This window comes from Vibrio penaeicida (assembly GCF_002933855.1).
In the GTDB taxonomy this organism is placed as follows: Bacteria; Pseudomonadota; Gammaproteobacteria; order Enterobacterales; family Vibrionaceae; genus Vibrio; species Vibrio penaeicida_A.
The window spans coordinates 68150-87882 of the sequence record NZ_BFAQ01000013.1 but is presented as its reverse complement, the minus strand read 5'-3'; the positions used below and the strand labels follow the sequence as shown (position 1 = coordinate 87882).

General features: G+C 42.9%; 16 protein-coding genes. 7 read left to right on the top strand and 9 right to left on the bottom strand.

Going from position 1 to position 19733, the window contains the following annotated elements:
• Genes VPNCDNU1_RS07075 through VPNCDNU1_RS07065 form a run of 3 tightly spaced genes read right to left on the bottom strand, consistent with a single transcriptional unit; the run spans position 1 to position 2907 of the window.
• A complete protein-coding gene (locus VPNCDNU1_RS07075; RefSeq protein WP_104399727.1) occupies positions 1–600 on the bottom strand; it encodes an arsenate reductase (azurin) small subunit in 600 nt (199 codons plus the stop codon).
• Positions 597–1814 (bottom strand): cytochrome-c peroxidase, encoded by a 1218-nt coding sequence (locus VPNCDNU1_RS07070; protein WP_104399726.1) that lies wholly within the window; start codon positions 1812–1814, stop codon positions 597–599. Before VPNCDNU1_RS07070 ends, VPNCDNU1_RS07075 begins: the two co-directional genes overlap by 4 nt.
• A 10-nt stretch (positions 1815–1824) precedes the next feature.
• Positions 1825–2907: a cytochrome-c peroxidase gene (locus VPNCDNU1_RS07065; protein ID WP_237324103.1), complete on the bottom strand. Its 1083-nt coding sequence runs from the start codon at positions 2905–2907 to the stop codon at positions 1825–1827.
• Positions 2908–3299: 392 nt separating this feature from the next.
• Between VPNCDNU1_RS07065 and VPNCDNU1_RS07060 the strand changes: the two genes are divergently transcribed.
• From VPNCDNU1_RS07060 to VPNCDNU1_RS07050, 3 genes are all read left to right on the top strand, one after another.
• Positions 3300–5594, top strand: coding sequence for a HEAT repeat domain-containing protein (locus VPNCDNU1_RS07060; RefSeq protein ID WP_104399724.1), 2295 nt, complete (start codon positions 3300–3302; stop codon positions 5592–5594).
• A gap of 134 nt (positions 5595–5728) precedes the next feature.
• Complete coding sequence (locus VPNCDNU1_RS07055) at positions 5729–8251, top strand: PAS domain S-box protein (RefSeq protein WP_104399858.1); 2523 nt, start codon at positions 5729–5731, stop codon at positions 8249–8251.
• Positions 8252–8255: 4 nt separating this feature from the next.
• A complete protein-coding gene (locus tag VPNCDNU1_RS07050; RefSeq protein WP_104399723.1) occupies positions 8256–9584 on the top strand; it encodes a sigma-54-dependent transcriptional regulator in 1329 nt (442 codons plus the stop codon).
• 113 nt (positions 9585–9697) lie between these two features.
• Here VPNCDNU1_RS07050 and nagK read toward each other — a convergent pair whose 3' ends face one another.
• Positions 9698–10606 carry an N-acetylglucosamine kinase gene (gene nagK / locus VPNCDNU1_RS07045; protein WP_101113902.1) on the bottom strand — a complete coding sequence of 303 codons (909 nt, stop codon included), beginning with the start codon at positions 10604–10606 and terminating at the stop codon, positions 9698–9700.
• 165 nt (positions 10607–10771) lie between these two features.
• A complete protein-coding gene (locus VPNCDNU1_RS07040; RefSeq protein ID WP_104399722.1) occupies positions 10772–11602 on the bottom strand; it encodes a tRNA-uridine aminocarboxypropyltransferase in 831 nt (276 codons plus the stop codon).
• 116 nt (positions 11603–11718) lie between these two features.
• Between VPNCDNU1_RS07040 and VPNCDNU1_RS07035 the strand changes: the two genes are divergently transcribed.
• Entirely contained in the window at positions 11719–12507 is a 789-nt protein-coding gene (locus VPNCDNU1_RS07035) for a sterol desaturase family protein (RefSeq protein ID WP_104399721.1), read from the top strand.
• A 307-nt stretch (positions 12508–12814) separates the two neighbouring features.
• Here the strand turns inward: VPNCDNU1_RS07035 and VPNCDNU1_RS07025 are convergent, their stop codons facing one another.
• Positions 12815–14848 (bottom strand): methyl-accepting chemotaxis protein, encoded by a 2034-nt coding sequence (locus VPNCDNU1_RS07025; protein ID WP_104399720.1) that lies wholly within the window; start codon positions 14846–14848, stop codon positions 12815–12817.
• A gap of 108 nt (positions 14849–14956) precedes the next feature.
• On the opposite strand from VPNCDNU1_RS07025, the gene VPNCDNU1_RS07020 reads away from it, so the two are divergent.
• Positions 14957–15445: an NlpC/P60 family protein gene (locus VPNCDNU1_RS07020; protein ID WP_104399719.1), complete on the top strand. Its 489-nt coding sequence runs from the start codon at positions 14957–14959 to the stop codon at positions 15443–15445.
• Positions 15446–15565: 120 nt separating this feature from the next.
• Here the strand turns inward: VPNCDNU1_RS07020 and VPNCDNU1_RS07015 are convergent, their stop codons facing one another.
• The 3 genes from VPNCDNU1_RS07015 to VPNCDNU1_RS07005 form a co-directional block, all read right to left on the bottom strand.
• Entirely contained in the window at positions 15566–15910 is a 345-nt protein-coding gene (locus VPNCDNU1_RS07015; protein ID WP_104399718.1) for a DUF3802 family protein, read from the bottom strand.
• A gap of 138 nt (positions 15911–16048) precedes the next feature.
• Positions 16049–17005 (bottom strand): sensor domain-containing diguanylate cyclase, encoded by a 957-nt coding sequence (locus tag VPNCDNU1_RS07010; RefSeq protein WP_104399717.1) that lies wholly within the window; start codon positions 17003–17005, stop codon positions 16049–16051.
• Positions 17005–17967 carry a response regulator gene (locus tag VPNCDNU1_RS07005; RefSeq protein ID WP_104399716.1) on the bottom strand — a complete coding sequence of 321 codons (963 nt, stop codon included), beginning with the start codon at positions 17965–17967 and terminating at the stop codon, positions 17005–17007. Before VPNCDNU1_RS07005 ends, VPNCDNU1_RS07010 begins: the two co-directional genes overlap by 1 nt.
• Positions 17968–18226: 259 nt before the next feature.
• Here VPNCDNU1_RS07005 and VPNCDNU1_RS07000 point away from each other — a divergent pair, with 259 nt between their 5' ends.
• Positions 18227–19087: a fructosamine kinase family protein gene (locus VPNCDNU1_RS07000; RefSeq protein WP_104399715.1), complete on the top strand. Its 861-nt coding sequence runs from the start codon at positions 18227–18229 to the stop codon at positions 19085–19087.
• A gap of 375 nt (positions 19088–19462) precedes the next feature.
• Positions 19463–19666, top strand: a complete 204-nt coding sequence (locus VPNCDNU1_RS06995) for a CPXCG motif-containing cysteine-rich protein (protein WP_101113796.1) — start codon at positions 19463–19465, stop codon at positions 19664–19666.
• Positions 19667–19733: the final 67 nt, after the last annotated feature.

Sequence of the window (19733 nt, the reverse complement as noted above, 5' to 3'; positions counted from 1 at the left end):
TTATGCCTCCTGCACCGTAATGATGTTGTCTGTTCGACCGAATAGCAGCCCCATAATGCCGACGGCGTATATGTCGTCGCCTTCTAGTTCTAGCAATACTTGAGGCAGGCTTTCGTACGCTTGTCCCGACACTATGATGCCGTGTCTTCGCATATCAAACGTTGAAAGGTGGAATGGACATTGACCCAATACTCGATGCTCATCGACTACTTTATATTGCCCGTTCAGTGGCCCTCCTTGGTGAGTACACATAAGGGAGAAACCTACAACATCCTGCTTTGGACCTAGCCCTCCGCCTGCTGGCACACCCATTTTCACCAAGATACCTTGCGAGTTCATGCCGTTATCTGGGTAATTAAAATAAACAGGCTCATTGGTTTTCAAGTCACTCAGTTTTCCTAGTAATTTACGTGGATATCCCACCACCCGAGCTTTTGTTTCCACCGCTTGTGCCGAACCCGGAAACAAAGTGATAGGCATCACACTGGCTGCGCCTGCTGTAGCGCCGGAGTACATTAGAAAATCGCGGCGCGACATCATGCATTTTTTGTGTTCCGACGCGCTTTCTGATTTTTTGGTTTTGCTTTTGTTAAAGATCATTTTTTCACCTCCGCTAATTCTTCCTCGCTGAACAAGCGTTGATATTTCGGCAACGTTGGGTAATCCATCATGATACGTTCGCCAGTGAATGCACCGAGAAAGGCAAGTAACTGCTTTTTCTCATTTGCATTTAAACCTAGCGGTTTGATCAATGTACTCTTGGTTTGAACGAAATCCGTGGTTCTTCCATCTTTTGCAACACCCCCACGGTCATAAAATTCAATAACATCCGCTAAGGTTGCAATAGTGCCATTGTGCATATAAGGCGCGGTGTATTTGGTGTATCGGATGCTAGGTGTACGGAATTTCCCTTTCATTTCTTTACGTTTACCTCGGAAATAAATGCCGGGATCCGCTTTGGTTGTGCGGTACATTTTTTCGTTGGAGCCCTTCGCGTAAAGTTCGTATCGGAAAGTGATTTGTGCCATTGGATCGCTTTCCCAACGCTTATTTGTGGGGACACCAATGTTGTAGTTTTTCTGATCGGAAGCTAACGAACCATTGTGGCAAGCAATGCATTTAGCCTTGCCTTCAAATAGTGCTTTTCCTTTTATCTGTTCATCGGTTAGTGCGCTTTCATCGCCCATTAAATAGTTATCTAGCGGTGTGTCAGTTTGAACGAGCGTTCTTTCAAACGCTGCAATGGCCTTCCATGCGTTGCTCACTTTGGGATAGTTGTCGCCAAATACCGCATTGAAGCGCTCGACATATTCAGGAACAAGAGCTAAGCGAGCTTCCATAAGGTCGTCTTCACCATTACCAGCGACACCACCTTTTGCGGCGCTTTTGGCTTGACCTTCCAATGATTTAGATGATCCTGCCCAAAATAGCTTTTGGTAATAGGCGGAGTTAATAATGGTTTGGCTATTGCGCCAGTGCACCGTACCGGGGTAACCCAGAGATAGATCAGCAGGAAAATCCCAGCCTAGTGCAGGGTTGTGACACGCTGAACAAGGAGTGGACGTATCACCGCCTAATCGACCATCAAAAAACAAGAGTTTTCCAAGCTCGACTTTCTCTGGTGTTGTTGGGTTGTCAGCCGGTGTGGGCACATCGCCTAACGGAGCAAGAGCGGGATAACTAATCCCATTCAGCACGATGGGTTTTAAACTTTTTGCTATATCATCTGCACTTTGATTGGCAAATGCTGAACTCGCGTTTGCGGTTAGCGTCAGCGTGCTAATGATAGATAAGGTGATTGCTTTAGTTTTCATCTCATCCTCCTTAATTTTTCACGTTGCGCCAATCTGAGATCAGCTGGTAGTTGTAATCATTACCCTTCCAAACATGCTTGTCTGATGTTAGAGGTTCGCTAGATAGGGATTTCAAAAAGGTCAACAAGTCCGATTGCTCTTGCGCACTCAAATTAAGAAGTTCAAGCCTCTTATCTTTATTGCTGTCTTCACCACCGCCTTGGTTATAAAATGCGATGACATCTTCTAGCGTTGCAAGCATGCCGTTATGCATATAAGGCGCGGTAAAAGTAAGCTCACGCAATGTTGGAGTAACGAATTTGCCTTTGTCGGTTCCATCCGCTTTATGCGTTTGAACATGGGCACCTACATCTCGTTTGAGGTTCATATAGTTCTCTATTCCCATAAACATATTGAACGCGATGAAAGTTTGGTGACGCATTGGGTCGCGGAAAATGTCGAGATTCTCTGGTACACCTGTGTTGTAAGGCTTCCCATCTGTAAACAACGGACCACTGTGGCAAGCACTGCACCCGCCTTTTCCTTTGAAAATTTCAAACCCTTTTTGGGCGCTAGAACTGAGTTTTTGCTGATCAAACGGCGTGGTGTTTGAAGTTAAAGTTTTTAAATATTCCGGAATGGCTTTGCGGACGCTTCCGTTTGAAGGCTCTCCGTATCCAGCCTCTTTGAACATTTTTATGTAAGTTGGATCTTGTTTTAACCGTTCTTGCATCAAACGCATGTCCATGTTCATCAACCAATCTTCTGTGATGTTTTCACGTGTCACATCATTTAGATTGGTTCCGATTCTGCCATCATGGAACCAAACCTTTTTGTAGGCAGTGTTGATTAAGGTAGGCACATTTCTAAAGCCTTTACTTCCTGTATAGGCAGGTCCAAGTGCTTCAGGGTAGGAGTATCCATTTTTAGGTTGGTGACAAGATGCGCAAGACAGCGCTGTATTTCCCGATAACCGTGTATCAAAGAATAGGCGTTTTCCCAATTCTGCTTTAGCAGCGTCGATTTTTAGCGTTGGCAGCGGACCGAAGTTAGTGGCATCGGCTTGGCTCCATGCTGAAAATGACAAACTGACTGTAGCAGCAAGGATCAACATGCTTTTCATTGTTTTGCTCCTTAGCTTCCAGCTAGAACTGCGCATTTATGTACGTCGTTAGCGCAGCATTATTATTTTTGCCATCTTCACAAGAGCATTTTTTGTTCCACTTTTATGGCGCTAATTTTTGTCTTTAAATTCAGCTTGTTAAAAGATACTTGAGCACGATCACACACCTCCTTATTGAACGTTTTGTTAAAAGTGAGTAGCTAAAACTGAACGTTTCATTCAACTACACAGCAGCGTTGTATAGGGGATTCACCGAAATAGACTTTAACTCTTTGTTTATTAGCTTTTATTTTTTGTATTTCGTTTAGGCATGGAAACTGCACATCTCACTATCATCTTCATCCTTAATAAACCTTTCATCCTTAAAAAAACGGGAAGTGATAATGAATAACCTGACTGATGTGAGCTCTCGTAGCGAAGCCAATTTACTGGAAGTTAAAAATCGCTCCGTTGAAATACTCAACCACTTTCTTGAAACTGGTGACGAAGCACTGCGTTGTTATAGCGCTAGAGCGTGCGGTGAAATCAAAACGGAAAATACGACTCAAGCACTTAACCAATGCTTATACCATCCAGATCCTGATGTGGTTATCGATGCCGCCGCTGCTTTAGCTGAAATGCAATCTGGTGATATCCACGCTATCGCGGATGTAGCACGTCATCATCCAGAAGGCGATGCTCGACTTGCTGCGCTTAAGGCGCTCGGACGCCATACGTCATTCCACCAAGTTGAATCAATAATTATAAGTTTTGCTATAGGGCGAAACGAAAGTGACGATTGGGGAGTGAGTACAGGGTGGGATGACTGGTGGGACCTACAATTGATTGCTGTAAAGATTCTATCGGAGCAACATAAACCACAATACCTCGATATTTTCCTAGACATTCTAGAGCAAGACCCAGAGCCCGAACTTGAATTCGCTCTCTATAAAGGGATAGCAAGAATAAATGCGCAATGGGTAGTATCTCAACTTCCGACAGCAAAACGCATGAAGAAGCGGAAACTGTTAAAAGCCTTAGGAGAAAACGACCAACAGCTTTCGAAAGCATTTCTATTTAAACATCTTAAAGATGAAGACTCTCTTTGCCGTTGTATCGCCATTGAAGCAATAAGCAAGCTCGGAGCGAATGAATATTTCTGGGACGTGTTGGAATGCATCAAGGATGAAAACGTCGATGTTCAGAAAAGCGCACTGTTTGCGATAGAGCAGTTCAGTGCATCGAATAGAGTCGATACTAAGCGCCTTATACAATACATTAACGGCTGTAACGAATACGCCCGAATAGAATTGTTTAAGCTTATCTGCCACGCAGATTTGTCTGGCTCGGATGTAAGAGATCTTATCGCTTTGCTTTCAGCGAATACTCCAGAGCTTGCTATCAGCTTTATAGAAAACATAAACACGGAAAGCCTCAATACCGAGCACATTACAGAATTAGAGCCACTTATTTCAGAAATTTTGACGTTCAATACGTTGGATATACACCACCATATCCGGCTGATCCGAGCACTTGATCGCTTACCATCAAGCATTGAAAGTCTACTCCCTTTACTGGAACGTCGTATCAATGAAGTCGATCAAAAACAAAACCACACATTTGAAGCCTGCATAAGGCAAGCATGTATGGACGTTGTTAGCCAATCGAATCTGCCCGCCTGTCAACACATCATTAAGACAACTCTATTTGGTCTTAATGCGTACCCTGACAAAATAGAAGTTACTCAACCTGTAGAATTGGAAGAAAGTGAACTTAACGTCCATTCTGCTTTGAAGGATCATGATGTTCCTGAGCAACTGCCCACAGAAAACGCTCCTATTTCTACGTTGAATGCTATTTTCCAAGCCAATTTGGAACAAAAGCTAGTACCAGCGCAATCAGAAGATGAGCAACAGGTCAGTATTGTTGAAATGGTTGACAACCTCGACGACCAATATGCAGAATTTGCGAGCGTTGTTAAATCAAATTTTTCCACAGCGGACAATCTGCAGCTAAATCGGAAGAAAATCGCGCGCCTACCCGAGTTTGAAAACAAAACGTTAGCATTGCGTGCCCTAGGTCAGTCTCGCCAATCAGAAGCCGTTGGTTGGATCATTGAATCCATACTCGGCGCATCTGATGAAAATATGCACGAAATTTTCCAAGCTTTGACGTTACAAATGCAACAAAATCCAAAACAGAAAGAGTGTGAAAATGGCATTGGTGCTGCTGCAAATGTGTTGATGTCAGGGCACGAGATCATTCAACAAAGTGCGTTGAAATACCTTGCTAATACAACCACATCAAAAGCCGTTACGCTGATCATTGAAGCATTAGGGAATCCGAGTGAGCACGTACGAATCGCTGCACTATATGCACTCGAAAATCACGGTAAAGCGCTGGGTCTATTATTCAAGCCCCTAGTAAAATCAGCCGCTAAAGTGGCATTGAACGATCCGGCATCCGGAGTTCGAAAGCAAGCGCTGAAGCTCGTGTGTTTGCTTTGGGAATATGGTGATGAAATATCCCCCATGTTAGACCTTGCACTGAAAGACGATGAATGCCATCCCGTCGCCGTTATCCATTTTCTATCCTTTAAATATGAAGCGCTCTATCAACTCAATCAACAAATAGGCTCATTGCCCAATTCACAGAAGCCAAATGCTATAAAATTGATTGGGGCATTAGCGAAAGCTTAAGGTGTTGCCGAAAGTATGGGGAGAAACACATATTCCATGTGCAAAAGACCATAGAATGATAATGGATATTGTGAGATCTGCGGATCTTTCAAAAGTGAATGCCTTCTGCAAGGGACGCTTCGTCAGTAAAATTTATGAAAACAGACTCCCACCGCCCAAACATTAGTGCTTTTCTAAAAGAGTGGATAGTTTGGGCGCTGCCTGTCTATATCGTTTTAGCGGTATGGATGAGCCTGCACTACTTGATCAGTATCGATAACGATAAGCAATATGCACTTCACAATGAAAGAGTGATCGTCGACCTTATCGACGAGGTACTGGGGGAAACCCTATTTCGAATGTCCGCGGATGCAAAGAACCTTAGCTATGTCACACAGAACATTGTCGAAACACAGCCTCAGCCCTATAACGCTCTAAAAGATTACTTTGTACAGTTAAGCCTAAACAACCACAGCTATGATCAAATTCGATTTATCGACACAAAAGGCTTGGAACGCCTACGTGTTAATAACATTGAAGGACACGTAACTGTCGTCCCTCCTGATCAGCTTCAAAATAAATCTCACCGATATTATTGGAAACACTCCTCTACGCTAGATGCTGGCGAAGTCTACATCTCTCCTCTCGATTTAAATGAAGAAGCTGGGGAAGTGCAAACACCTTTAAAGCCGACCATCCGTGTTGGTACCCCTGTATTTACCAGACAGGGCGCTCGATTGGGCAGCATTTTGCTGAATTACAAAGGCAACCAGTTAATCAATAAACTCTTAGCTGTTGCTCCAAGTTTCACGAACCATGTTTACTTGTATAACCCACAAGGGATTGCGGTAATTCATCCTGTCGACTCGCAAGGTAGTCGCTTCGCTGTTTCACCTAATCGGGATATTCCATCGCATATCATTGAGTCGATACTCCAGAATCGTCGAGGGCAACAATTGCAAGAAAGCAGTTATTACACCTACTCAATGATAGGTGCACCGAATAACGGCAATTGGACGATTGTATCGGTCTTCCCTATCGAGAGATTTAATCTCTCACGCCTCGATTTTCATGACCGCTATAGCATGCCCTACTTTCTGCTTTTTTTAGTTATCACTGTTGCCATCTTTCTAGTGAGTCGATTTCGTGTTCAGACTCGATTCTTGCGCCAGCAACAACGTTATGAACAACAATTTCGCCATACTTTAGAAAACATCCAACTGGCCGCTGTCAGCATTAATCAGCAAGGTAGTATTACATTCTGCAATGACTTTTTTCTCAATATGGTGGGGTATAAAAAAAGTGAGGTGGTTGGTCATAAATGGATTGAACGCTTTATCCCCGCTGAGCTTCACCAACAAGCAGAAGAAGCCTTGAATGAAGCAATAAAGCAACAAACCCACCAGCCACACAGTGAAAGCGTTGTGCTGAGTAAAACTGGGGAAATCCATTTGGTGTCGTGGACATCAACCTTCACCGAGACCAATGATCAGCAAATCTCGCTCACTTTGCTTGGTGAAGACATTACTGAACAAAAAATGGCGCAAGATAAAATTCAGCGTCTTAGCCATGCTGTTGAAAGCAGCCAAAACTCAGTAGTTATCACGGATTTAAAAGGTCGGATCCTTTATGTAAACCCTGTATTTTGCGAGCTTTCAGGCTATACGCGTGAAGAAGTGCTTAATCGCACGCCTAGCTTTCTTCAATCCGGAGAAACAGACAAAGCGGAATACCTAACCCTCTGGAAAACACTGCAAGCTGGAAAAGAGTGGCGAGGTGAATTCCACAACAGAAAGAAAAATGGAGAACTGTTCTGGGAGCGAGCTCGGATCTCCCCCGTAAAAGATATTGAAGGTCGCCTGCTCTATTATGTTGCGGTGAAACAAGATATTTCAGAAGAGAAAAGACTCGCACAAGAAGTAGAAAAGCAGACACGCGAACGCATTCATCATGAAAAACTGGCAGCAATAGGTAAAGTCGTCAGCATGATCGCACACGATCTTCGTAATCCTTTAAGCTCTATAAAAATGGTGCTTCAGATTCATGCGCGAAGCCAACAAAATGAAATGTTCGACATTTCCTTGGAGCAGGTACGCTATATGGAAGCGATACTTGAAGAATTATTGGCCTACTCAAAGCCTGATCAACTCAAACCTGATTGGATAGATTTAAATAAATTGCTCGAATCCTTAGTTGCTGGCCAACAAAAACAGGCAAAAGTTAGCAATGTAAAGATTAATTTAGCACTTCAACCTAACCTTCCTACCTTGTTTGCCGACCCTCTAAAATTAAGACAGGCTTTACAAAACCTTCTATTGAACGCTATTCAGGCGTCTCAATCTGAAACGGTGATCCAGCCTAGAGTGAAAGTGAGTTCTAATGTGATGTTTACTGAATCTGAAACCCACCTTTTGATTGATATAGTGAACAATGGCCACGTAATAGACCCATGTTTAACCGAAAAAGTATTCGAGCCCTTTTTTACGACAAAAGCCAAAGGAACGGGGCTTGGATTAGCCATTGTAAAACGCATTATTGACGCGCATACAGGAGATGTTCAACTCACCCCACTCGTGAGTGGCACGCAAGCAAGGATTCGAATACCAGCCTCACCCACAATATTAAATCAACGAAAACAAGAAAAACGAGAAGAGCATAAACAAACACAGGAAGTTTAATTTAATGAGCAAGTTGCTGATCGTCGATGACGATACTGGAATTAGCCGAACTTTACAGCTCCATTATCAATCACAAGGTTATACAGTGGAAGCTGCACACCGCGTTGATACGGGTGTAGAGATCGCCAAAAAGCTGCAACCGGACGTTATCGTTCTAGACATTCGAATGGAAGGAAAGTCCGGTATTGAAGGAATCGCCGACTTTAAATCTATTTGCCCAGATGTACGCATTATCATGATTACCGCCTACCACGATATGGAAAGCACTATCATGGCAATGCAAAAAGGGGCAGACGAATACATCCACAAACCCATCGATATTGACGAACTCGATAAAGCCGTAAGAACCGCTCTGGAGTATCACGCTTCGACCTCCAAAGATGCTGTAACGATTCCAGACACGTTAGGCCGTTCTATGGTTGGTTCATCTCATGCGATGAAAGAGATATATAAAACTATTGGTCGTGTCGCACTCACAAATGCTTCTGTCATGATTACTGGTGAATCAGGGACAGGAAAAGAGATGGTTGCGCGTGCCATTCATAACGCGGGTCGCCCCAAAGCCTCTCCATTTGTCGCGTTAAACTGCGCAGCATTAGTAGAGAACTTATTAGAATCTGAAATGTTCGGGCACAAAAAAGGGGCATTTACAGGGGCGATATCGGATCAGCCCGGAAAATTCGAACTTGCCAGTGAAGGTACTTTGTTTTTGGATGAAATTGGTGAACTCTCACCACAAATTCAAGCAAAATTACTTCGAGTTCTACAAGAAAAAGAGATGACGCCGCTGGGCGGTAAGAAGCCAATAAAAACGTCTGCCCGAATCATTTCTGCTACCAATATCGATTTTGCTCAGGCAATACAAGATAAGGCGTTTCGCGAAGACTTATTCTACCGTTTACAAGTGGTGAAAATTCATATTCCGCCACTGAGGGAGCGTCCAGAAGACTTGCAGGAATTGATTCCAGCCTTGCTTGTAAGGGCAAACAAGGAGCTGGGAACCAAAGTCACTAAAGTTGCCCTCGATGCTATGGGATTACTGTGCAGTTATCCTTGGCCTGGCAATGTTCGTGAACTAGAAAATACGCTCACCAAAGCTGTGGCGCTTTGCCCTGGAGACATTCTGACGAATGAGTTATTTGAAGAATTGAAGCAAAACTTGCCGGAAATTAAGGAGCAATACCCATCTTCATCCCTGAGTTTGCAAGACATGGAGTATCAGCATGTGTTGAACGTACTTGACTCGGTTGATGGCCATAAAGGAAAAGCGTGTGATATTTTGAAAATTAGCCGACCGAGATTACAAAGGATCTTGGAACGTCTAGAAGCTTAAATAGCTCGCCACGGGTTAAAGAACGTCCAACAAAAAAGTGAGCCTTTGAGCTCACTTTTTCATTTAGCTTAAACCGCACTTTATTTTGTGACTTAAAAAATATGGCGCTAACGTTATTTAATATTCAAAAACGCTGCACCACGTACGCCGCCCGAGTCACCGTGTTTCGCTTTAATGATCTTTGGTGGCTTTGCAACAGAAAGCAGGTATTTAGGAATACGCTTTGGCATCTCTTCGTAAATAAGTTCGAAGTTCGACAACCCACCACCCAATGCGACGACATTCGGATCGAAAGACGTAAATAAGTTACCAAGACAGATAGCCAGTAACTCCATGAATCGCTCTACATGTTCAACAGCTTTGGCTTCGCCTTCAGCATGCAGTTTGATCAATTCAACCGCTTTAATTCGCTCACCGTAGTAGTGCTCGTATAGCTGCTCGAAGCCACGACCAGACAAGTAATTATCTAAGCAGCCTTTCTTGTCGCAACCGCAGCCAAATAAAGGCGCATTTTCACCTAAATGAAACCAAGCATCGATAGGCAAGCGAGCGTGCCCTACTTCACCTGCTACGTGATTGCGCCCAGAAAACACCTTGCCATCAAAAACAAACCCACCACCAAAGCCAGTACCGAGGATCAAGCCCATTACGGCAGGCTCATCTTTTAATTCATCGTCCCATGCTTCAGACAACGCGAAGCAGTTCGCATCGTTGTCGATTTTCACTTTACGACCAATTTTCGCTTCCAGATCTTTACGTAAAGGCTTTCCTTTAGCCGCTGGCACGTTTGTTGTGAGTACCGTTCCGTCATCTGCGTCTTCCATTCCAGGAATGCCGATACCAATGGTGCCTTCTACGCCCAGTTCAGCATCATATTTGGCAACAAGCCCTGCGATAGTTTCAACCAACTTTTCATAGTCGTCACCTGGAGTGGGTACACGTTCTGTTGCTTTACGATCTAACTTTTCATTAAATGCGCCAAACTCAATTTTGGTGCCACCGACATCAAAGCCGTAGTACATGTTTCTCTCCTGAATCCCAAAAATTAATGCATGCTCGATGTAAGCAGAAGTTGCCCGATGGACAGTACGATCTGACGGAAAGAGCATAAAATTATCTAGCTACGCATTATCCATAAACTGACCGAACAGTCCGTGATACAACACAAATTAACGTTGTCAGTAAGGCTAAGTGGCGACTCTCTGCTCAATGTTTTTGGTATATTCAGCATATTTTGCCAACATTGGTTTTGATAGGTCGTGTTTTAGGCGGGTTTTACTCAGTAGGTAACCTTCTTTAAAGGCCTCAAACCAGAGTGCAAGTATTTTAGCAGAGTTTGAATCACCCAGCATGTTGATCACCAAACTAGCGACTTCTGCAGTAGCGAGGTGCTTTTCATTATCTGATTTTCTCATCATATAATTTGATACGGTGTCTGGGTTTACAGACAAAACAGGCAAGTTAGCAAGGTAATCGGACTTTCTAAACATTTTGCGAGCCTCTCTCCAGCTTCCATCAAGAAAGATGAGAAGAGGCTTCTTACCTGGAATGCTGTTCACCTCTTTTGGTATGCCTTGTACTTTTGGTATGCCTTGTTTTTTTGGTAAGGCTTCCTCTGTAAGTTTTTCTTGCTTAACAAGGTCTTCTACTTGAATGAGCCTTGATTTTTCATCGACATAGTCTTCAGGGAATATTATAACGGGTTGGTATCTGTCATCTTTTAGTAGAGTTAACAATGCCTGTTCAGGTTCAGTGCGTGACCATTGAAAAGCATGGGTATCTTTCAGGGTATCGGCGATGAGTCGCCCAGTATTACTAGGCTTAAGGATTTCGTTGTCGGACATGATGATCAACGCTGCAATATCCGATTGAATATTGGGCTGATGTGAACAAATACAATGCTTCTCTGTAACTTGGCAGAATTGACACCGCACGACTTTTGAACCACGAGCATTAAAAGGCTTGGTTGCTCTGTCGAGCCGAGATTGATAGAGGTGATGAACCTGATGTATGCGCATGGTAATGGAGCCAGTAGTACAGGAAATTTGGCAGATTATACCCAAACAACATCAAGATGCTAGATTCCGTAAGTAACCTAAACTCGAGATAAGTAAGAATATAAAGGTAGGAATGAATGGAAGATCCAGCGATTATTCGGTTGAGCTTTTTTATTGGCGGATTGATTCTTTTCGCTTGTTGGGAGTATTACGCTCCTAGAAAGTCGCTGACCCAAAGTAAATTAACTCGCTGGGGAAACAATTTAGGTTTAGTTGGGCTGAACAGTATCTGCTTGGCGGTTATCATGCCAATAGTGGCGTTTGATAGCGCATTGCAAGCCCAGCAGTTTGGATTTGGATTGTTTCATTTCTTCGAAATTCCGGCTTTAGTTAACATTCTTCTTTCGGTGTTAATTCTCGACTTTGCTATCTATGTTCAACATGTGTTGTTTCATCGTCTGCCTTTTTTATGGCGACTGCATCGAATGCATCACGCCGACCAAGATATTGATGTGACAACTGGCAGCCGGTTTCACCCGATTGAGATAATTTTGTCTATGTGGATCAAAATTGCGCTAGTCCTAGCGTTAGGGGTTTCTCCCATTGCAATTGTCGTGTTTGAAATTGTTCTTAATGTGAGCGCAATGTTCAATCACAGCAATGGAAAGCTCCCTCTTAAATTGGATTTTTGGTTGCGAAAGTTTCTTGTTACCCCTGACATGCACCGCGTTCATCATTCTGTAGAAGTGAAAGAAACCCATTCCAATTTTGGCTTTTTCTTGTCGGTATGGGACCGGTGGTTTGGCACTTACCGAGATCAACCGCAAAAAGGACACGATGAAGTTGAAATTGGGCTTCCTTTATTCAGAAAACCCAAGGAACAGCAGTTATGGAAGATGCTAACTCAACCGTTTAGGCATGATTAGGGTCTGTTGATCTTTCGCGGTTAAATTTTGTTCGAGTTCTATGCCTTTTAATCGCGACGCAAGGTGTGACGCCTAGTCATTCTAAGCAAATACCTTGCAACAAAGAGTAAAATGCATAGAAGCGAACCCTTTGGGCAGCATTTGTGGCTTATTTCTACTGCGTTATCGCTCATTGATGTAGAGCGACTACACCGAATAAGCTCTGCCTTGTATAAATCACCCACAAATTGCTGCAAAAATCATCTCGAAAGATCAACAGACCCTAGAAAGTAACGTGTAAATATCGTCCCTATTAACAAAAAGAAATTTAAGCGAAATCATACTTGTGTAACATAGCTTGCTGATGACCACCAATGTCTGCTACTTGCTCTGAACTCTTTATCATTGAATCCAATTGGATTGTGGTGTTTTCCCCAAGTTCGGATATGGATTGAATGTTGTTGTTTACATTCGTCGTTGAAAGCTCTTGCTGCTCAGTAGCTACCGATATCTGCTCTACTCGCAGCTTTATCGCCTCAACTGACACTTCTATTTTGCTGAACGTATCTTTAACATCCATGCTCGATTTCATAGCCTGAGACATTTCTTTTCGGCTTTCGATAACAGCATCTTTGGCAGCTGCAGCGGCTTGGTGTAGCGCTGCCATCATTTCTCTGATGTTCGTTGTTTGATGACTTGTATCACTTGCCAGTTTTCTTACTTCATCCGCAACAACCGCAAAACCTCTTCCCTGCTCACCTGCCCTTGCAGCTTCAATTGCAGCATTCAACGCGAGTAAATTGGTGTTTTCGGCAATGCCGCTGATCAAGTCTACGAGTTCGGTAATTTCCCGAACTTTACCGTCTAACTCTGCCATGGATTCTTCGTTCGTTGTTAGCGTTCTATCCAAACTTGCCAATCTGTGTGCATTCTCCTCTATGACTTTTCCCCCTTGAATGGAGTCAGAAGTCGCGATCCTTGATTCTTCATACGATTCAGAGGCGACCTTAGCAATTTCTCGTATCGCACTTTGCAGCTCACACACGGTGGACACCATCTCATTCAGGGAATGATTTTGTTTATCTAGACTCGCTTTTGTTTCCTCAGCCGCAGAATGGCTGACCCCAGCCGTTTGGTATAAGGTTTCACAATTTGTTGTCACCATTTTGAGTGAGTCACCCGTCGACTCGATGACTTTGTTAAGTTGCGAGGCAATTACATGCATTTCAGCGGGACCGACACGTTGAACAGATGAGTTAAATTTGTGCTCCGTCAGTAAGTTAAGTGAGCGCGTTATATTTCGGACCCCTTTATTGATCCAGCGCCTCAGAATAAAGCCTGTTAATACGATGACCAACACCAGAACCGACCCAGCAAGCATAAGCAAGAGTTGTACGTTCTCCATAGTGCGTTCTACTTCTGTTTGACTTTTTTTGATGAGCATTCGCGCGGTAGCGGAAATTTTAGCGAGCATCTCTATCGTTTGGTCGGCACTGTGCGTAACGTCTTTAATCCATCGCTTTTGGTTTTCTACATTTTCGCGTTTTACTAGAATTTGTTGCAAGACTCCCCCTTCTGAAAACCCTTCTTTCACCATTTCATAGGGTGCAGTTAAACTCGCAAACTCTTTAATGTCTGGGTACCATTCAGCGAAATCTTCATACGCTAGATTGATTCCAGCGATTCGATTCTTCATCTCTTGGTATTCCGACGTCGCTTTCTCTAGGTCCTCTGCCATCATCATCACGAGAAAAGTGCTTTCCATAGAGCTCGCGCTGGCGATAAAGCGATTAGCAGCGTCTGATGCCTCTGGGTTATCTTGAATCAAGAATGACGATACTCGGTTCATTTCAGGGCCAATTGAACTCACTCCGTACCGAAATGTGGGGATAAGATCATTTAATGTAACTTGAATAGCGAATATATCTCGTTGAACATTAAGCACTTGAATAGAGTTTTGCCTTAGTGATTCAACAGATTGGATGAGCTGCTCTTTCTGATGGTTAGAAACCACACCGCCAAAGGCATCGGAGAGGTTGAATAAGGAGTCTAGCTCCTCCTGACTTTTTATCGTAAGCGCATCCAGTTCAGATACCGCAGAGGTAAGTTCACTCTCATTTTCGCTTTGCATTCCTTGATTTAAGCGCTTAACTTGAGTCAGTATCGTTTGAGTAAGCTCTGCATTATTCATTGCTAGAGGCAGTGCCTGCTCGGATAACTGGCTAAACTCTGAACCAACGGTGTCTATTCCGTGTTGGCTGATACTTGAGAGAGAAACTACCATAAAAGTAGTAACGGCTAATACAGCTACAATGGCTTGAATTAGTGAAATTGAAATCCGGTTCGATTTGGTCTTTCGCATATGAGCGTTCCAGTAGAACTATCCTTAGTGGTCTTTATGCGAAAGAGTTTATGGCTTACTCATTACAGCCATATTTCAAAGATAATATAATCAACAATAAGAACGAGTATGTGTTTTAAAAGAGTTATTTCAACGAAACTTCTGATAGTAAGTGTGTTCTTGGCGGGTTGTTCAACGCCACGGCCTGATTTTTCAACCGACGCTTATGAGCCAAATAGTAAGCAAAGTACAGCCACGCAACGCGCGCTAAGCGATGTGTATGTTAGGTGGGAAGGCGTGCCTTATCGATTTGGGGGAAATGATCGCTATGGCATAGATTGCAGCGCGTTCACCAAAGTCGCGTTCAATGAAGCTTTTGCTATGTCTCTACCAAGAACGACGGAAAACCAAAGCAAAGTTGGAAAACAAGTTTCTTATAACGATGCCAAACCCGGTGACCTCGTTTTTTTCAAAACAGCGTACAAACAACGGCACGTTGGTGTGTACATGGGTAACAAAGCATTTATGCATGCCTCTACATCGAAGGGGGTCATTATTTCACGCTTGGATAACCCCTACTGGGCTAACGCTTTTTGGCATTTCCGAAGAGTAAATTAGCTAACCTCAGCTTTGGATAAGATCACAAAGGGGCTGGTCAAAGACCAGCCCCTTTTCGTATCCAATTAATTACATACATCTGTTCACGTATGTTTTCTTTATTGCGCCATTACGGCCAAGCTAATCGTATATTGCTACAGCTGTATCAAACAGGTTTTTAACAAGCGCGATATATTCATCTAGAAAGCCAATTTGCTCGTTTGTGGCTTTCTTGTTCCATGCGCCAGCAAGCACTTCACCTAAATCTTCAACAACAGCATCCGCTTCTTTAAGTAGTTTAAAACGTACGCTTGAATGCAATTCAGGATTTTGTTCAAAGATAGCCATAATATTGGTCGCAATGAGATCCGTAACGACATCCTCGATACTCTCATCTCCAGTATCACCTTCGACTTGGGCAAAAATGTCTAGGTTCATTGTTAAATGCTCAATAAGAGCAAGATAGCCATCAGTTTCTACTACCACTATTCGTCTCCACCGTGTTGGTGTCTTATTGCTTCTACTTAAATTCTAAGACATATCTGATGAATTTGATATAACAACAAGAACAAATGACCAACAAAAAGCACGCTTATTTGATCTCGTTACGGTTATTTAAATAGGTTAAGTATGGATTGTAGACTGATTTCGTCCATTTTGTTTTGAGCTGTATAGTGCTTTGTCAGCGGATTCTAGCCACGCTAAATAATTTTCCATTTCTGGAGTAAACTCACTGATTCCTAAGCTTACGGTAAACGAGATATCGCCTTGCTCTGTAGCCACCAGAGTTTCCTCGATACGCTTTCTGAGCCTTTCAGAAAAGTAGTAGGCTTGATCAGAGTTTGTATTGGGCAGCAACACCGTAAACTCTTCACCACCATACCGACCACAACAATCCGCCTGCCTTGCTGTCTTTTTTAACAAGTGGGCTGTTTGACGAATAACACTATCACCTGAACTGTGTCCATAGGTATCGTTGACCTTCTTAAAGTGATCAATATCGAAGATAACTAACGATGCTGGCGTATTTAAGGTTTGACACTGAATGAATTGCTCACTGAGGCACTGTTCCCAATGCGCCCGATTGTATAACCCTGTTAAACCATCTGTTCGGCTAAGGTGGCTGAGTTTTTGGTTGGTTTCTCGTAGATGCAATTTCTTTTTCGCGATATCAGACACATCGTGAATCATTAGACAGATATGAGTGACTTCACCCGTAAGAGCTTTGAGTGGCGTGATGACAACATTTTGATACATCACCGACAAACCGTTTGATACAGGGGAGAAGTTGTTGAATTCAAAAAGGTAAGGTCTGTCTTCCCAGCTTGAGAATCCTCGCATTTTGAGCTTTACCGATGCTTCAATCTTCGACTTCAGCCATTCAGAAGGAAGCTGTGGGAAGAGATCAAATAGGTTGTGCCCCATCATAATGTCGGCAGTAATGCCACTGTATGACTGCATGAAGCTATTCCACGTGCAGACATTGTAATTCCTATCGAGAACGACGAGCCCTGAATCCATGTTATCCATCACTTGTAAAGCCCAATGAAAATCTGAGATATCAAGCGTTATATCTGACATTACAGTGTCTCCAGTATACGTTTAATTTTGCCAACCGATCGCGAATCAATAAGGAATAGCACTTCACATTCAAAGTTAATTGATTCGGCAAAATACGTGTACTCAATAGTAAATAACTCGCCCATTCCACCGACATTGAGAGAATTGATTTCTTGGTGAAAATGATCGATAACCGCAGGCTGACGCAACGCAAACTGTGTACACATCTGTTCACCAAGCGAAACGAGATAAGACGCCACTAATAAATTGGCGATATTGATGACCACCTCATTGTAAGAAGATTCTTTAACCTGAAATCCAAGGCTTTGCCCCATTTCCTCTATTTGGTTGCCTCGCATACAAACTAAAGCTTCACCGTGTATGCCCCCACCAACAAAGCGTTGAGCAACTGCTATTGCGCCTTCTCTATGCAGTACATCTTCTAATGTCATGGCCAGTTCACCAGAACTTAATAAGCCGACATTGGGTATCGGGATATGGATAAACTCGCCTAAATGATCGGATATGATCGCAGCGCCTCGACCTAAAGAGATATTGGTTAGCTCTTTGAACTTTGTCATTGGATCAAGCTTAGGAAGAGGATCAGAGGAAGCGCTTTGAGAAAAGGTCAGTCCAATGCGTGGAAATAAGGGTCTGGCGATTTCAGGATTGAGAGGTTTCTCTATAAATTCATAAGCCCCAAGGTTTCGGCAACGCTCTTTTGCGGCTTGTTGTACGTCACCAGAGACAACAATAACTTTTGTCGGATAATTATTTACTGGTAGTGCGGAAAGTACTTCATAACCATCAAGAACTGGCATTGTAAGATCCAGAAACATAACGTCGATGTTCTGCACTTTCAGTATGTCCAGAGCTTCTTGACCGTCACCAGCAAACAGTATTTGTTGGTGCTCAGAATTCGCGATACAACGAGCCACTGACTTTCTAGCCAGAGCCGAATCGTCACAGATAAGTACTTTCATAACAAACGCATGGGATTATTTTCCTGAATCAACATCACACTATAGTGTATTGATTTTACAAACCTATGCTTTAGTTTAGTTTTTGTGCTCAAAATCTGAGTTGCTTCACATCTGCTAATGAAAAGAAGATCTTGATCAGATCATTTGATCTTATCGGCACCAAGTGTATCGGCTATATGTGGCATATATAACAGTAACCACAAAAAGTTATGGGCTAATATTGGTGTGAGGCTATTTAATTTATTAATAGGGACCGGATATGTGGCAATCCATTGCGCAGCAACTTTCTGAAGTACTCGTTTTTGATTACAAAATTTCCGAAAAAGTCCGTTTGAGCGGCGGTGACATTAGCCAGAGCTATATGATTAGCGATGGAGAACAACGTTATTTTATTAAAGTTAACGATCGATCATTCCTACCTCGATTTGAATTGGAATCGGAAGGTCTTACCGCTCTAAAACAATCCGACACACTGTTTTTGCCAGAAGTCGTTCACGTTGGTCATTGCAAAGATCACGCATTTCTTATCCTTAACTACATACCCTGTAAGCCCCTAGAAAGTGCCAAAGCAAGCTATCGGTTTGGTTTGCAGCTTGCTAAACACCATAGTTGGGGAGATCAACGCGAGTTTGGCTTTGATGCAGATAACTACGTTGGTGCGACGTTACAGCCTAATTCCTGGCATAAGAACTGGGCTCGTTTCTTTTCTGAACAACGTATTGGTTGGCAACTTCAATTAATGCAGGAAAAAGGCGTGGAATTTGGGCAACCGGATGAGATCGTTGCCACTGTATACGAGCGTCTTGCGACGCACCACCCTACCCCCTCTTTACTCCATGGTGACTTGTGGAGCGGAAACATATCGAATACGCCTGTCGGTCCAATGCTGTACGATCCTGCGCCTTATTGGGGAGATTCAGAATGCGACATCGCTATGACGGAGCTCTTTGGCGGATTTATGTCGGACTTTTATCAAGGCTACGAAAGCTTAAGACCACTCGATTCAGGCTATCACTCGCGTAGAGACATTTACAATCTTTACCACATTTTGAACCATTGCAACCTGTTTGGTGGAAGTTATCTAGATGATGCTCAAAATATCGTAGACAGCTTACGCTAAGAAAATTCGTAGGGTTAACGGCTCAGGACATACCTATACGGCGGTGCGCTTTAGAGAACCGAATTAATTGGCTTGGTATGTCTTTCACCTTTTTTTCATTTCGGTACATAATTAATATTTCAAATTATTACGTGCTTAATTTTATATAAGATGACGAATAATTCGTCATTTCTTACTCTGTTCTTACAAATCTCTACTCTTCTTTTTCCAGCTCAGATGCATTTTTCTGACCGCCAACACGTGATCTAAGTCGTTTTTCTTTGAAAATTTGCACTTAAGCATGTTTCATACTTAATTCAATTCGATTAGTAAGGCAAAGAGCTAGTATGAATAAGAATTCATCAGGGGATTCTAAGTGATGTAAGGAAGGGTGTTATGAAAAATTACACAGAGAAAAGTGTAAAGTGTCCACATTGTGGATACACAATAGGCATTACCTTGGACTCATCAAATGGCAGCCAAGATTTTTACGATGACTGCCCGGCTTGTTGTCATGCAATTCATTTGAATATGTTTGTCGACGAGCAGCATGATAAGGTGCAGTTAACCGTCGATGCCGATGACGAACAAATATTCTAAATTCATAAGTTTAAGACTGTTTTTCATCGTTTCAATCGCATCAAGAAGTAAAAGCGCACTGAATTGA

What these genes read in the sequence shown, in the direction of transcription:
- VPNCDNU1_RS07075 (WP_104399727.1), bottom strand. Translation starts at nt 600, where the DNA reads ATGATCTTTAACAAAAGCAAAACCAAAAAATCAGAAAGCGCGTCGGAA.
- VPNCDNU1_RS07070 (WP_104399726.1), bottom strand. Translation starts at nt 1,814, where the DNA reads ATGAAAACTAAAGCAATCACCTTATCTATCATTAGCACGCTGACGCTA.
- VPNCDNU1_RS07065 (WP_237324103.1), bottom strand. Translation starts at nt 2,907, where the DNA reads ATGTTGATCCTTGCTGCTACAGTCAGTTTGTCATTTTCAGCATGGAGC.
- VPNCDNU1_RS07060 (WP_104399724.1), top strand. Translation starts at nt 3,300, where the DNA reads ATGAATAACCTGACTGATGTGAGCTCTCGTAGCGAAGCCAATTTACTG.
- VPNCDNU1_RS07055 (WP_104399858.1), top strand. Translation starts at nt 5,729, where the DNA reads ATGAAAACAGACTCCCACCGCCCAAACATTAGTGCTTTTCTAAAAGAG.
- VPNCDNU1_RS07050 (WP_104399723.1), top strand. Translation starts at nt 8,256, where the DNA reads ATGAGCAAGTTGCTGATCGTCGATGACGATACTGGAATTAGCCGAACT.
- nagK (WP_101113902.1), bottom strand. Translation starts at nt 10,606, where the DNA reads ATGTACTACGGCTTTGATGTCGGTGGCACCAAAATTGAGTTTGGCGCA.
- VPNCDNU1_RS07040 (WP_104399722.1), bottom strand. Translation starts at nt 11,602, where the DNA reads ATGCGCATACATCAGGTTCATCACCTCTATCAATCTCGGCTCGACAGA.
- VPNCDNU1_RS07035 (WP_104399721.1), top strand. Translation starts at nt 11,719, where the DNA reads ATGGAAGATCCAGCGATTATTCGGTTGAGCTTTTTTATTGGCGGATTG.
- VPNCDNU1_RS07025 (WP_104399720.1), bottom strand. Translation starts at nt 14,848, where the DNA reads ATGCGAAAGACCAAATCGAACCGGATTTCAATTTCACTAATTCAAGCC.
- VPNCDNU1_RS07020 (WP_104399719.1), top strand. Translation starts at nt 14,957, where the DNA reads ATGTGTTTTAAAAGAGTTATTTCAACGAAACTTCTGATAGTAAGTGTG.
- VPNCDNU1_RS07010 (WP_104399717.1), bottom strand. Translation starts at nt 17,005, where the DNA reads ATGTCAGATATAACGCTTGATATCTCAGATTTTCATTGGGCTTTACAA.
- VPNCDNU1_RS07005 (WP_104399716.1), bottom strand. Translation starts at nt 17,967, where the DNA reads ATGAAAGTACTTATCTGTGACGATTCGGCTCTGGCTAGAAAGTCAGTG.
- VPNCDNU1_RS07000 (WP_104399715.1), top strand. Translation starts at nt 18,227, where the DNA reads ATGTGGCAATCCATTGCGCAGCAACTTTCTGAAGTACTCGTTTTTGAT.
- VPNCDNU1_RS06995 (WP_101113796.1), top strand. Translation starts at nt 19,463, where the DNA reads ATGAAAAATTACACAGAGAAAAGTGTAAAGTGTCCACATTGTGGATAC.